The sequence below is a fragment of the Akkermansia sp. NBRC 115031 genome (genome assembly GCF_030268505.1).
GTDB classification, from domain to species: Bacteria; Verrucomicrobiota; Verrucomicrobiia; order Verrucomicrobiales; family Akkermansiaceae; genus Akkermansia; species Akkermansia massiliensis.
This window is the reverse complement of the sequence record NZ_BSQU01000001.1, coordinates 437593-450787: the sequence shown is the minus strand read 5'-3', so window position 1 is coordinate 450787 and position 13195 is coordinate 437593. Positions and strand designations below refer to the sequence as shown.

General features: G+C 52.7%; 12 protein-coding genes and 1 tRNA gene. 7 read left to right on the top strand and 6 right to left on the bottom strand.

Features of this window, described 5'->3' with window-relative positions; all coding sequences use genetic code 11:
- Positions 1–108: 108 nt before the first annotated feature.
- Both QSJ36_RS01795 and QSJ36_RS01790 read left to right on the top strand, forming a co-directional pair.
- Positions 109–573, top strand: coding sequence for a type II toxin-antitoxin system antitoxin SocA domain-containing protein (locus QSJ36_RS01795; RefSeq protein ID WP_022397185.1), 465 nt, complete (start codon positions 109–111; stop codon positions 571–573).
- Between the two features lie 140 nt (positions 574–713).
- A tRNA-Gln gene (locus QSJ36_RS01790) sits at positions 714–788 on the top strand.
- 120 nt (positions 789–908) lie between these two features.
- Here QSJ36_RS01790 and QSJ36_RS01785 read toward each other — a convergent pair.
- On the bottom strand, positions 909–2324 hold the full coding sequence (locus QSJ36_RS01785; protein WP_285466449.1) for a hypothetical protein: 1416 nt from the start codon (positions 2322–2324) through the stop codon (positions 909–911).
- Between the two features lie 245 nt (positions 2325–2569).
- On the opposite strand from QSJ36_RS01785, the gene QSJ36_RS01780 reads away from it, so the two are divergent.
- From QSJ36_RS01780 to meaB, 3 genes are read left to right on the top strand one after another with little or no spacing between them, the layout of a single operon-like run.
- The gene (locus QSJ36_RS01780) at positions 2570–4051 is read left to right on the top strand and encodes a beta-N-acetylhexosaminidase (protein ID WP_285466447.1); all 1482 of its coding nucleotides are present in this window, start codon (positions 2570–2572) and stop codon (positions 4049–4051) included.
- A 34-nt stretch (positions 4052–4085) separates the two neighbouring features.
- The gene (locus tag QSJ36_RS01775) at positions 4086–5600 is read left to right on the top strand and encodes a beta-N-acetylhexosaminidase (protein WP_022397959.1); all 1515 of its coding nucleotides are present in this window, start codon (positions 4086–4088) and stop codon (positions 5598–5600) included.
- A 16-nt stretch (positions 5601–5616) separates the two neighbouring features.
- On the top strand, positions 5617–6636 hold the full coding sequence (gene meaB, locus QSJ36_RS01770; protein WP_022397960.1) for a methylmalonyl Co-A mutase-associated GTPase MeaB: 1020 nt from the start codon (positions 5617–5619) through the stop codon (positions 6634–6636).
- Here meaB and QSJ36_RS01765 read toward each other — a convergent pair.
- Positions 6611–7087, bottom strand: coding sequence for an NUDIX domain-containing protein (locus QSJ36_RS01765; RefSeq protein WP_285466446.1), 477 nt, complete (start codon positions 7085–7087; stop codon positions 6611–6613). The genes meaB and QSJ36_RS01765 overlap by 26 nt on opposite strands.
- Before the next feature lie 315 nt (positions 7088–7402).
- Positions 7403–7576, bottom strand: coding sequence for a hypothetical protein (locus QSJ36_RS01760; protein WP_215837058.1), 174 nt, complete (start codon positions 7574–7576; stop codon positions 7403–7405).
- A gap of 51 nt (positions 7577–7627) precedes the next feature.
- On the opposite strand from QSJ36_RS01760, the gene QSJ36_RS01755 reads away from it, so the two are divergent.
- Complete coding sequence (locus QSJ36_RS01755; protein ID WP_285466445.1) at positions 7628–9424, top strand: alkyl sulfatase dimerization domain-containing protein; 1797 nt, start codon at positions 7628–7630, stop codon at positions 9422–9424.
- 533 nt (positions 9425–9957) lie between these two features.
- Here QSJ36_RS01755 and QSJ36_RS01750 read toward each other — a convergent pair.
- Entirely contained in the window at positions 9958–10722 is a 765-nt protein-coding gene (locus QSJ36_RS01750) for a hypothetical protein (RefSeq protein ID WP_285466444.1), read from the bottom strand.
- Positions 10723–10814: 92 nt separating this feature from the next.
- Here QSJ36_RS01750 and QSJ36_RS01745 point away from each other — a divergent pair, with 92 nt between their 5' ends.
- The gene (locus QSJ36_RS01745) at positions 10815–11336 is read left to right on the top strand and encodes a hypothetical protein (RefSeq protein WP_285466443.1); all 522 of its coding nucleotides are present in this window, start codon (positions 10815–10817) and stop codon (positions 11334–11336) included.
- A 103-nt stretch (positions 11337–11439) separates the two neighbouring features.
- On the opposite strand, the gene ruvC is transcribed toward QSJ36_RS01745, so the two are convergent.
- Both ruvC and QSJ36_RS01735 read right to left on the bottom strand, forming a co-directional pair.
- On the bottom strand, positions 11440–11943 hold the full coding sequence (gene ruvC, locus QSJ36_RS01740) for a crossover junction endodeoxyribonuclease RuvC (protein ID WP_022397966.1): 504 nt from the start codon (positions 11941–11943) through the stop codon (positions 11440–11442).
- 44 nt (positions 11944–11987) lie between these two features.
- Entirely contained in the window at positions 11988–13190 is a 1203-nt protein-coding gene (locus QSJ36_RS01735; protein WP_022397967.1) for a DEAD/DEAH box helicase, read from the bottom strand.
- Positions 13191–13195: the final 5 nt, after the last annotated feature.

Sequence of the window (13195 nt, the reverse complement as noted above, 5' to 3'; positions counted from 1 at the left end):
TTTTCCGGCACTCCGCCTCATCTCTTCTCCATACCGCGCAAGAATGAAACCTGTTTAGTATTGTGAAATATCCCCTGCCTTTTATAATGAAGGGCAACCCATTTCAGCATGGCAAACCACACTACCACGCAAAAGCTCTGCAACTGGTTCATTCAGCAGGCGAATGCAAAAAACCTTCCTCTCACGCCCGTTAAACTGAACCACCTGGTCATTCTGGCGGACTGGTGGCACCTGCACCATCACGGCGATTTCCTGATCAACGAACGGGCGGAAGCATGGACCTGCGGGCCGGTGCTCCCCTCCATTCATCACGAATACAAGGACCAGCCGCCCTGCTCCATCATTGAACACCCCAGCCGCCGCCAGCCCCCTCTGGAAGAGGAAACGGACATCATCCCTTTTCTGGAACACATCTGGAACGTCTATGGCAAATACACGGCCCAGCAGCTTGGCCGCATCAACACAGCGCCGGCCTCCCCCTGGCAGCAGGCGCAGGGCAGGCACGGAGAAGCGGAACACCAGCAAATTGCCCGGGAACACGTGAAAGCCTACTTCCAAACCCTGGCTGAATGACCCCGGGAGAAAAGCCGGACCGCCCTTTTTTCTCCGCATTCATTTTTTCTATTCAAAACACACATTTGAGTGAAAAAAAACTTGCAAAGAACAGCCGGTTCCGCTTTAATTCGCCCGCACCGCAAAGGTGCCCGTTACATAGCCCTATAGTGTAATCGGTAACACAGCGGATTCTGGTTCCGTATTTTGGGGTTCGAGTCCTCATAGGGCTACCATTTTAATAAAAATCCCTGCTTCTTCACGAAGCAGGGATTTTTGTTTTCAGTTACGTCTTCCCAACAGAAACGGCATTATTTACCGGATCAAAAGAAAACGACTTCCAGAAAAGCCCTCTTTTAATTCTGCTGATTGATCATGATGGTATAGGTGATACCATTATAGAGCTGAACATTGACAAGTCCGTTCCTGGAAATTCCCGTTTCATTAGGAGCTGCCACAAGCTGCCATTGTTCCGAATCACCCGCTCCATCCTCCCATGTAATCCAATCAGGACAGCTGATGCAGATATGAGTCTTATTATCGCACGTCAATTCAATATCCACAACTCCTCCCTCAGCCGGAACGTCAAAGAGACTTTGACGGATAGGCCACGGGCAATCGTCCATGGGTCGCTGGCCACCTGTCCAGGACTCCTTGATTTTTGAGAGAAGACCAAACGGATCACCCCTTTCTGCCCACCATCCGGCAACACCGGAAACACCATGTCTGGACATACTCAGAACATGATAACTAAAAGAATAACTGGATTTCACCGCCCCGATCAGCTTAATGGCACCAGCCCTGTCTTGGGAAAAAAGGTAAAGGCGTTTCCTGCCGTTCATATGAGAATGTTCCTCACGGAACACAATCAATCTTGCTGTCTGATGACTATCGTAAACAGCATATAGATAATGACTATTACTGCGTACATAACCCGCTCTCTGGGAACTCTGGAAACCGCACCTCGGCAAAAAATCGCTGCCAGTATTGCCGGGCCAGACCGAGGCCACGGGATGATCCCTTCCATTTTCCGCTTCCGAATAAATCAGGGGATCAACATAATCGTTTTGACGGTAGGGCCACTCCGCAGGTGGCCACGGAAGCCACGAAACAGAAAACCAGGGACGCAAGCAAGGTCCGAAATTCGCCCTGACTCCGAACTTGGAATTATCCGAATTCGCGACATCAACTCCGCCGGGATTAACCAACGTATTAAGTTCCAACACAAACGTGGAATGATACCAAGCATATATATTATCATCTCCCGGGCCAATCATCCGGTGTTCCGACATGATGAACGGAAAATCTTCAGACGTGCAGACAGTAACACCACCAGCTGTAAAAGCGCTTCCAAGTTTGTGGTAAAATCCCACTCCGTTTTCCTGCTGGGAAGGGAGCATGGGAAACAACGGACTGATCAAATCAACCTTGCGTACTGCGCCGACATCGGACACGGGAGGAATGGGGATAATAATGCCTCCATCAGCATGAACCGCGTCGGAGAACGTACCGCCCTGAGCAGTCAGACTACCAGGGAGAGACAAATTGTCGTCTGCATCAACCTCCAAAGACCTGTTCCATTTTTCCCTTTCCTCCTTTGTGACGTGGACCACCGTATTTATTTCATGGGCAGCGAACGAAGTTCGATCCGCCTTGTCATTCCATGCAGTCCTTTCTTCCTGTGTCACATGGACAGCAGCATTTTCAAAATGCTCATTAACATCATTTTGATTCGCCAGAAAAATCCCATTAATCGTAGTAATTTTATTCATGATTCTTGACCGTTTGAGAAAGATAGAGAATATTTCTACCAATCGCTTCCCTATTCATTCCGTAATAATAAAGATTCAACTATTGCGGATCTGGCGCATCCATTCTGAAACGTCATCAGGACTGGAGCTATTTGTTCATCAACTCCATTTCTTCGGAATATGCCCGGGCTACAACAAACGGACCATATAAGAATGATAGTGAGTTTTTTGACAGATTTTACCCTCCCTTCGCTTATATTAGAAACATGAAAAGACTTTTTCCACTCCTGGCCGGCATACTGCCATTCGCAGTATTTCAGACTGAAGCGGCACCCTCCTACAGCATCATCCCTGAACCGGCCCGGACGGAACTAAAGCAGAATACCACCAAAACGCTCAAGCTCCTTTCCGATAAAGCTTCCCCCTCCCTGGGCATAGACGCCTACCAGCTCACCGTCACCCCGCAGGGCGTTCACCTTGCCTCCGGCGGCAGGGAGGGCAGGATGTACGGCCTAGTCACCCTCCAGCAGCTCCAGGACCAGCTGGCGGCACAGCCGGAGGGCATCCCCTGCGGCGTCATCACGGACAAGCCCCGCTACCCCTGGCGCGGCATGATGGTGGACCCCGCGCGCCACTTCATCCCCATCAAGGACCTGAAGAAATTCGTGGACCTGATGGCCTACTACAAATTCAACAAGCTCCACGTGCACCTGACGGACAACCAGGGCTGGCGGCTGCCCGTGCCGGGCTATCCCAGACTGCAAAGCGTCGCCTCCAAGCGGGATGAAAGCTTCGGAGACGGCATCCCCCACGAAGGCATGTACACCAGGCAGGAGCTGAAAGACCTGGTGGCCTACTGTGCGGCGCGCGGCATTGAAGTCATCCCGGAGATAGACGTGCCGGGCCACAACCAGGCCCTGCATGCCGCCTACCCCGAATTCTTCTGCTTCCCCAAACCGGACATGAAGGTACGGACAGTGGCCGGCAACAGCAAGGAACTGGTATGCCCCCAGAAGCCGGAGGTCTGGAAATTCTACGCCGCCGTCTTCAAGGAACTCAAGGACATCTTCCCGTCCAATACCGTTCACCTGGGCGGCGACGAAGCCCCCACGGAACTCTGGAAAAAATGCCCCCTGTGCCGGGAAGCCCGGACCAAGGCAGGCATGAAAGACGAACAGGAACAAATGAGGGCTTTCTTCGCCAAAATGACAGCCCTGCTCGACAAAAACGGGCAAACGCCGCAATTCTGGTATGAAGGGAACGCCGGCATCTACCACCCGGGCGAAACAGTTTACGCGTGGCGACAGGACCAGGCGCGCCAGGCCATTGAGAAAACAAAAAAGGCCGGGCTGAACCTGATTATGGCGTCCAATGAATATTGTTATCTGGATTTCCCTCAATTCCCGGGACAATACAACTGGGGATGGATGCAAACCACGACCTTGCAGAAATGTTATGAACTGGATCCGGCCTTCGGCAAATCCACCGCGGAAGCAGGCCACATCCGGGGCGTGCACGCTCCCGTGTGGGCGGAACACCTTCCGGACCTGAACCACCTGCTTTACCGCGTCTATCCCCGCGCCATGGCCCTGGCGGAAGCGGGATGGTCTCCCATGGAGGTGCGTTCCTGGGAAAACTTCCAGAGGAAAGTGGCCGACCACCGCCCCTTTGTCCTCAAGCGCTTTAATTACGACTTGAAACGCACGAAGGATAATGAGCCGCCCTTCCGGTGGGAAAACAAAAAGTAATTCCGCCGTTTTTCCTTATCACTCCTGATTCTCCATGATAGAATCTCTTCTGAAAAAGCCCTCCGTCATGTTTAAACTGATCTACCTCCTGGCCTGCACAGCTTTCTCTGCATCCATGGCGTGTGCCGCACCAGCAGAAAAATACAGTATTATTCCGGAGCCGGAGAAAACGGAGCTGAAGCGGAACGCCACCAGGACCTTGAAGCTTCTCTCCGACAAAACTTCTCCTTCCCTGGGCAAGGACGCCTACCAGCTCACCGTCACCCCGCAGGGAGTGCACCTCTCTTCCGGCGGGAAAGAGGGCCGTATCTACGGACTGGTCACCCTCCAGCAGCTCCAGGACCAGCTGGCGGCGCATCCGGAAGGCATTCCCTGCGGAGTCATCAAGGACAAGCCGCGCTACCCGTGGCGCGGCATGATGGTGGACCCCGCCCGCCACTTCATCCCCATCAAGGACCTGAAGAAATTCGTGGACCTGATGGCCTACTATAAATTCAACAAGCTCCAGCTCCACCTGACGGACGACCAGGGCTGGCGCCTGCCTGTGCCGGGCTATCCCAAACTGAAAAGCATCTCTTCCAAACGGGCGGAAAGCTTCGGCAACGGCACTCCCCACGAAGGAATGTACACCAGGCAGGAACTGAAAGACCTGGTGGCGTACTGCGCCGCGCGCGGCATTGAGGTCATCCCGGAAATAGACATGCCGGGCCACAACCAGGCGTTGGCCGCCGCCTATCCGGAATTCTTCTGCTTTCCAGACCACAACACGAAAGTCAGCACGACCGGCGGTGTGGGCTTGTACCTGGTATGCCCCCACAAGCCGGAAATATGGAAATTCTATGCCGCCGTCTTTGACGAGCTCAGGGACATCTTTCCGTCCACCATGGTTCACCTGGGCGGCGACGAAGCCCCGCTGGAAAAAACCTGGGAAAAATGCCCTCTCAGCGTCAAATACCGCCAGCAGAAGGGAATGAAGGACGTCCACGAGGAACTGAAGGAATTTGAAGCGAAAATGGCCTCCATGCTCGCCGCGCGCGGCAAAAAGCCCATCTTCTGGTATGAAAAGCCGTGGGCCCAGGCCAGCGTTTACCGCAAGGGAGACACCGTCTTCACCTGGCGCATGGGCTTGACGCCCTCCACCATCACGGAAACGAAAAAGCAGGGCCTTCCCCTCATCATCGCCGCCGGGGAACACTGCTATCTGGACTATCCCCAGATTCCCGGCCAGGACAACCGGGGCTGGATGCCCACCACTACGCTGGAGCAAAGCTACAAGCTGAACCCCGCCTACGGCAGGCCGGAGCAGGAAACAGACCATATCATCGGCGTTCAGGCTACCATGTGGGCGGAACAGCTCCCCACCCTGAACCACCTGCTTTACCGCACCTACCCCCGGGCCTGCGCCATTGCGGAAGCGGGCTGGTCACCAATGAACGTGCGTTCCTGGGAAAACTTCCAGCGCAAGCTGGCCGATCAGCGCCAATTTGTCCTCAAGCGTTTCAACTACGATATGGAGCGCACCAAGGAAAACGAACCCCCTTTCAAATAATCCGCATTCTCTATCCATGAGCAGCACTAAATTTGCACGTCCGCACCGCCCCTCCGTAGAAGAACTGGCCCAGGGAGTCCTGGCCGGGAACCGCGCCCTGCTGGGAAGGGCCATCACCCTGGTAGAAAGCAACGCCGCTAAAGACCAGGAAGCCTCACGGGCGCTCATCTCCAAGCTCCTGCCCCATTCGGGCAATGCCGTCCGCATCGGCATCACGGGCGTTCCCGGCGCGGGCAAATCCTCCTTCATTGAAGCCTTCGGCACCTACCTGTGCAAAAAAGGCTTCAAGGTGGCCGTGCTGGCCATTGACCCGTCCTCTTCCGTTTCCCGCGGTTCCATCATGGGGGACAAAACCCGCATGGAAGAACTCTCCGGGGAGGAAAACGCCTTCATCCGCCCTTCCCCCTCCGGCGGCTCCCTGGGCGGCGTAGCCAGAAAAACGCGTGAAACCATGATCGCGTGCGAAGCCGCGGGCTTTGACATCATCCTCATTGAAACCGTCGGCGTCGGCCAGTCGGAAACCACCGTCCGTTCCATGGTGGACATCTTCATGCTCCTGCTCATCACCGGCGCCGGAGACGACCTCCAGGGCATCAAGCGCGGCATCATGGAGCTGGCGGACATCCTGGTAGTCACCAAGGACGACGGCGACAACCGCCAGCGGGCGGCGGCCCACTGCCAGGAACTGAAAATGGTGCTCCACTACCTGCAAAGCCCCACCCCCGGCTGGACGCCCTCCGTCCTCACCTGCTCCTCCCTGGAAGGGCGCGGACTGGACACCATTGAAGAAACGCTCTTCCGCTTCCGGGACAGCATGAAGGAATCCGGCTTCTGGTACAACCGCCGCCGGAACCAGTCCCTCTCATGGGTTCAGGCCCTGGTGCATGAAGCCCTGCTCACCGCCTTTGAACAGCATCCCGCCGTGGCGTCCCGCATGCCCGTCCTGGAAAACATGGTGGCCGGGGACAAGATGGACCCCGTCTCCGCCGCGCACGACCTGCTGAGCCACTTCACTTATCCCGTGCCCGGACATTGAAGAAATCCGCCAGCACCCTGGCGTACACCTCCTTCTTGAACTCCGGCAGCCACTCCAGCCTGAACCGGGCCGGGGCTATCCACCTGTAGGCGCAGAACTCCCGGTGGTCCAGGCTGGGCTCCGGAGCGTCCGCACGCAGCCGGCACAGGAAATACTCCTGCTCCTGCCCCACAAAAGGCTGCTGCCGCTTTTCGCGGACATACTCCAGCACCTCCGGCGGATAATCGTAACGATAGCCGCCCCGGGATTCCACAACATCATACTGGGACGGCAGGAACCCCACTTCCTCCCGGATTTCCCGCTTCACTGCCTCCGTGGCAGTTTCCCCCGGATCAATCCCCCCCTGAGGGAACTGCCAGGCCCCTTTCTGCCTGGAACGTTCGCAAACCAGCAGCTTTCCGTCCTCCCGGACCAACAGCCCCGCCACATTGGGACGATACAATCTTTCCATGCCTTCTTACCTAGCACAACATTCCCTGCATTTCCAGCCATGTTCTTCCACAAATTTGCTACAGGCATGTAAAAATGACTCGGATACAGACACTTTATTCTCCCCGCCAAACAACTCCGGATATAAATCACAACCCATCAGCAGGATAAGTAATATAAAAAAACAAAAGACACCCTCCCTGGTTGTGGAATTTCCTGTTAAATATCCAGAAAACTCTGGTAGTCAAACATTAACATACTGCCATTTTCCGAACATTGTTCTTTAACGGCAAGTCTATTTTCCTGCAAGGTGAAAACTGGCTGACTGGCCGCTCTTTTACTTTTCACGTCCCGTTAATAAAAACTGATCATGAAAATAAAAATCAATTATTTCGCTGCCATGTTGCTGGCAATGTTCGCAGGAGGAGGCATAGGCGCCCAGGGCGCAGAGCAGCCTAAAAAGGCGACAAGCCATACTATTGAATACAACCAAAAATTTCTCGGCGCTCATGGCCTGGACGAGAACGACAAACAAGACTTTCAGGATGCTGAAAAGGGATTCATGGCAACCCTCAAGGACCCGAACATTAAAAACAAGGAGGGGAGGACGGTCTTTGACATCTCTGCCTTTGACTTTACCAAGGACAAACCGGCCCCTGATACGGTGAACCCGAGTTTATGGCGCGTTTCCCAGCTCAATGCCAAAAGCGGGCTGTTCAAGGTCATGGACGGCATCTACCAGATTCGCGGGTTTGATCTTTCTAACATGACCATCATCGAAGGAAAGGAAGGCCTCATCATCATTGACCCCCTCATCTCGGAAGAAACCGCAAAAGCGGGGCTTGACCTCTACTATCGGGAAGTGGAACAGCCGGAGACTGGGAAACGTCCGGTCAAGGCAGTTGTATACACGCACTCCCATGTCGACCACTTTGGAGGGGTCAAGGGAGTAGCATCGGAGCAAGACGTCAAATCCGGTAAAACGCAGATACTGGCGCCGGAGGGATTCCTGAAAGAAGCCGTTTCCGAAAACGTCTATGCCGGCAACGCCATGGGGAGACGCTCCACGTACATGTATGCGGCGCCCTTTAACAAGGGGCCGGAGGGTACCGTAGGCTCCGGCCTGGGAACCGCCAGCTCCAGCGGAACCATTACAGTCATTCCGCCTACCGATACAATCACCAAAACGGGTGAAACAAGAACGATAGACGGAGTGGAAATGGAATTCATGATGGCTCCCGGAACGGAAGCCCCTTCTGAAATGCTGATGTATTTCCCCCAATTCAAGGCGCTTTGCAGTGCGGAGGACGCGACCCATACCATGCATAACCTTTATACCCTGAGAGGAGCCAAGGTTCGGGACGCAAGCAATTGGTGGAAAGCGCTTGATGAAGCCATCCAGCGTTATGGAGACAAAACGGAAGTCTTATTCGCACAGCACCACTGGCCGAGATGGGGGAAAGAACGCATCAGCCAATTCCTGGCCAAGGAACGCAACGGCTACAAATACATGCACGACCAGACGCTGAACCTGATTAACAAAGGGTATACGCCTGTAGAAATTGCGGAAATGATCAAGCTGCCGCCGGAAATAGACAAGCAATGGTACTTCCGGGGCTATTACGGCACGCTGAACCACAACGCCAAAGCCATCTATCAACGGTACATGGGCTGGTATGACGGCAACCCGGCCAACCTGTATGCCCTGCCGCCTGTGGAAGCGGCCAAGCGCTATGTGGAACTGGCGGGAGGTGCCGATAAAATGATAGACAATGCCCAAAAGGCCTTTGACCAAGGAGACTACCGCTGGACGGCCGAGGTATTAAAACACGTGGTTTTTGCCGATCCCCAAAACAGCAAGGCAAGAAATCTGGCGGCGGACGCTCTGGAACAACTCGGCTACCAGGCTGAATCGGGGCCCTGGCGCAACGAATTTCTCGTCGGAGCCTACGAACTGAGAAACGGTCTGCTTAAAAACCCCCTGGACCTTGTATCAACGGATATTCTGTCCAACCTCACGCCGGAAATGCTGTTTGACTACATGGGCATCAGTCTCAATGCCGAGAAATCCAAAGGGAAAAAGCTCGCTTTCAACTGGATAGACCAAAACGGAAAGCCATACGGCTTCTGGGTTGAGGATGAAGTACTGATGTACCGAGAAGGAAAACCGGTCGATCATCCTGATGCAGTAATTACCGGAGACAAGCTCAACTTCACCCTTATTGCCATGCAGGCTGTACCCTTGAAGGAAGCCCTGGACAAGAGCATGATCAAGATCGAAGGCAATACGGACAAATTCAAGGAACTGATCGGATGCATGGACAAGTTCAATGGGAACTTCAACATCATAGAACCCTGATTTTTCATTGTCCTTTAAAAAAACCGCTTTTCCTAGAATTAGGGAAAAGCGGTTTTTTACATATGAGCCAACGCAGCAAGAAACACCATCTTTTCTTCTCCCAGCGTTTAACTCAGATCATTGAAAAAATCCCTGTCAATATCCCCGTATTCACTTCTTTCTTGAACTCTCTTGGATTTATCCACCTATAGGTGCAAAACTCTCGGTGTGGTCCAGTCAGAATCCTGGAATATCAAATCCAGCCAACTCCTGCACCTCATCAATAAAATCCTCACCGACGTATTCCAGTACCTTCAAAGCATAAATTTACAACGACATTTTGCCCCAGAACTTTACAACATCATTCTAGCATGATAGCAAACCCATCTCTTCCCATAATTGCAACTTCACCATCATCGTATTCTGTCAACAATATAATGATGGTATAATAAGTAAATATACAAGTAATCGGTAATATTATAGCACCCAACAAATATGGATTTACATTGCATTGTAAAAAATTAACATATCCCTTGAAATATACATTTAGTAATTTACAAAATAAAAAAATAAACCAATATATAAAAGATTGATGTTAGAAAAAATGTCAAAATACTAGATGCAATCATATAATTATCATGTAAAAATCTCCGAAAAACATTTTTAATAAACCATTTACATCGATAAAAAACATTCCTTAATATAATTTTAGTGTGTACATCAATCGGTTTTAAAATCCATCGTTTTAATACTTCATTCCATTCCGCCTGATATTCCATTACAGTACGCCATGGATGTTTTTTTATTATCTCAATTATTTGAGAAAATTCCAACCAAATATTTTCGAAATGATCCTCACTTGGATTTGGTATCTCTATCAATATTTTTTTATTATGATAGGAGAATATTATACATCCATCACCTTTTTTATTCTTTTTAAAAACAGGTTTAAGATATTCTTTGCTCCATTCATATAAATCTTTTCCTAATTCGTTTAGGTAGGCTTTTGCAGTTGTTGCAATGCAAAAACCTACACCAGTCAATATAATCTCTAAAAACCAGCTTCCGGGTCCGCTATGAGAAGATCTAAATTCTTTTTCACATTTATAATAATACTTATCTTGTATCTTCCCATCTGGATCCATTAGATCTATATCCTTCCCTGAAAATGCAGCACTATTTACATTTAAAGTGATTGATGTCTCCATATTATTCATAATATTTTCTAAATAAGCATACCATGTGCAAATCAAATTACAATAATCAATCAATATAAATTCTAACCTATTTTTTATTTTTACAACAATGATTAGCAACATATTCCTCCCTCGTCAGCATTACCGCGCCAGAAAGTATTCTTACTTCGAGAATTTTCCTTCACACGAGCTAACGATTGATATTATATAGAGATATGAAACGCTTTTTTCTTTCTACCTTGGCGGTCTGCGTGTGTGCAGTAGCTCCTCTTTCCGCCCAGTCCAAAACGGGGGCTCCTGCCCAGTCTACGGATGATTACAACCAGAGCCAGTTCTGGATAGGTAATTTTCCGGAGGGGCAGTATGTGGTGCATCTCAGCCGGATTGTAGCGGTGGCCCAGCACAAATATATTCTGGATAATGCGTGCATGGTGTATGAAGTGACATTGGTCACCATGGGGAATACGCCCACCAAGTTTTATTATCTGGAGACGCTGGGGCAGAATTCCGGCATCAATGCCATCAAGAATGTGACCGACCGGGCGAAGGAACTCGGTTCCGGCGCCGTCAACCGGACGACGGGAGGAAGCATCGATCCGGATACTACCGTCGCCAAGGCTTACCCGAATACAAATACCGTCGAGTTTCGCGTAGCCACTCTGGAACAACTCAACAAGATGTACGCCTCCCTGCTCAAGGCATGGCAGGACGGGAAAGGGAGGACCTTCAAGCCTTGAAGGTAGTGATGCGAGTTTAGAGAGTAGTGATTAGATTTTAAATTCGCGGACTGCAAGTCCGGATTTTTTACACTAAACTCTCATCCCTAATCTCTAATCACTGTTAAATGTATTTCCTCTCCATCATGTGGGCCTTCAAGGGGTCCGCGGCGAAGAGGTGCGTGAGGCCGATCGCCAGGGCGTCCGCGGCATCGGATTCCGGCGTTTCCCGGAGTTCCAGCAGGGCTCGCACCATGAAGGCAACCTGCGCTTTTTGAGCGGCCCCCCGCCCCACGACGGAGAGTTTCACGCTTTTAGGAGAGTATTCCATGATCCGCAGTCCGGCTTCCGCCGCGGCAATGACCACGGCCGCCTTGGCCGCTCCCATGGTGATGGCGGTCTGGTGGGATTGGACGTAGATGATGCGTTCCACCGCCATTTCATCCGGCTCCCATTTGTCAATGAGGTTGCCCAGATGCTGCTTGATGGCAAGCAGGCAACCGGACTGGGACACGCTGCGCGGAATGGAGAGCGTGCCGTAGTCCAGCGCGCACGCCCGGCGGTGGTCGCCCTCCACCACGGCATAGCCCGTGTTGCGAATGGCCGGGTCTATGGCAAGGATGCGCATGGGATGATATTCATTCCCGCAGAGAGAACCTTGTCAGCTCCCCTTTAGCGTCTGCGGCGCTTGGGGCCGGCGGGTTTGACCTTGCGGACGGACTTGACGGGCTTGTCTTCCAGCAGGGCGGTGTACGTGTAGTCGAAGCCGTCCAGCTTTTTGCGTTCAATGGGCTTTCCGATGAAGTTTTCCACAGCCGTGGCAAAGTCCACTTCATCCGCCGTCATGATCGTGAAGGCGTCTCCGGAGGCTTCGGCACGGCCGGTACGGCCGATGCGGTGCACGTAGTCTTCCGCATTTTCCGGCACCCGGTAGTTGATGACGTGGGTCACGCCGCTGATGTCAATGCCGCGCGCCGCCACGTCCGTAGCCACCAGAATATCATATTTGCCGCTTTTGAAGCCCTTGAGCGCTTCCATGCGTTCCTTCTGGGGAATGTCGGAGTGCATGACGGCCACTTCCCCGCGGTAGCCATGCTGCTTGAGCATGCCGCACACGGCGTCCGCCTCCTTGCGGGTACGGGTGAAGATCATGACGGAATGGAAGTCCGTCCCCTTGAGCAAGGCCAGCAGCAGTTCGTCCCGCTGGTCCAGCGCCACCGGGTAAAAGGCATGGCTGATGGTGGCGGCCACTTCGCGCCGGGCGATGGTGACTTCCGCCGGGTCCGTCAGGCACCATTTGGCAAATCCGGCGATGACCGGGGGCATGGTGGCGGAGAAGAAGAGGGTCTGCCTGCCTTCCCACGGGCAGAGGTTGACGATTTTACGGACGATGGGGAGAAAGCCCATGTCCAGCATGCGGTCCACCTCATCCAGCACCAGGGCCTTGACTTCTCCGAAGCGCATGGTGCCGCGGTAGAAGTGGTCCACCAGGCGGCCGGGCGTTGCCACCACGATGTCCGCTCCGTTTTTCAGGTCTTCCGTCTGCTTCCCGTAGCCCACGCCGCCGTACAGCAGGGCCACTTTCAGCCCGGTGAATTCGCCGTATTCGGCAAAGGCTTCCGCCACCTGGTCCGCCAGTTCGCGGGTGGGTTCCAGCACCAGTATCTGGGGCTTGCCGATGGGCTGAAGCTTTGTCAGCAGGGGGAGGGCAAAAGCGGCGGTTTTTCCCGTTCCCGTCTGGGAAGCCCCAATGAGGTCCCGGCCCTCCAGAATGATGGGAATGGCCTGCTCCTGAATGGGGGTGGGATGTTCATAACCGCATTTTTCCACCGCCTTCAAGACGGGTTCCGATAAACCTAATTCTGAAAATAACATTGATC

Coding starts and splice junctions, on each gene's coding strand:
- QSJ36_RS01795 (WP_022397185.1), top strand. CDS start 109: ATGGCAAACCACACTACCACGCAAAAGCTCTGCAACTGGTTCATTCAG.
- QSJ36_RS01785 (WP_285466449.1), bottom strand. CDS start 2,324: ATGAATAAAATTACTACGATTAATGGGATTTTTCTGGCGAATCAAAAT.
- QSJ36_RS01780 (WP_285466447.1), top strand. CDS start 2,570: ATGAAAAGACTTTTTCCACTCCTGGCCGGCATACTGCCATTCGCAGTA.
- QSJ36_RS01775 (WP_022397959.1), top strand. CDS start 4,086: ATGATAGAATCTCTTCTGAAAAAGCCCTCCGTCATGTTTAAACTGATC.
- meaB (WP_022397960.1), top strand. CDS start 5,617: ATGAGCAGCACTAAATTTGCACGTCCGCACCGCCCCTCCGTAGAAGAA.
- QSJ36_RS01765 (WP_285466446.1), bottom strand. CDS start 7,087: ATGGAAAGATTGTATCGTCCCAATGTGGCGGGGCTGTTGGTCCGGGAG.
- QSJ36_RS01760 (WP_215837058.1), bottom strand. CDS start 7,576: ATGAGCGCCGAGAAATTTTTGGTTGTATTCAATAGTATGGCTTGTCGC.
- QSJ36_RS01755 (WP_285466445.1), top strand. CDS start 7,628: ATGGCAACCCTCAAGGACCCGAACATTAAAAACAAGGAGGGGAGGACG.
- QSJ36_RS01750 (WP_285466444.1), bottom strand. CDS start 10,722: ATGTTGCTAATCATTGTTGTAAAAATAAAAAATAGGTTAGAATTTATA.
- QSJ36_RS01745 (WP_285466443.1), top strand. CDS start 10,815: ATGAAACGCTTTTTTCTTTCTACCTTGGCGGTCTGCGTGTGTGCAGTA.
- ruvC (WP_022397966.1), bottom strand. CDS start 11,943: ATGCGCATCCTTGCCATAGACCCGGCCATTCGCAACACGGGCTATGCC.
- QSJ36_RS01735 (WP_022397967.1), bottom strand. CDS start 13,190: ATGTTATTTTCAGAATTAGGTTTATCGGAACCCGTCTTGAAGGCGGTG.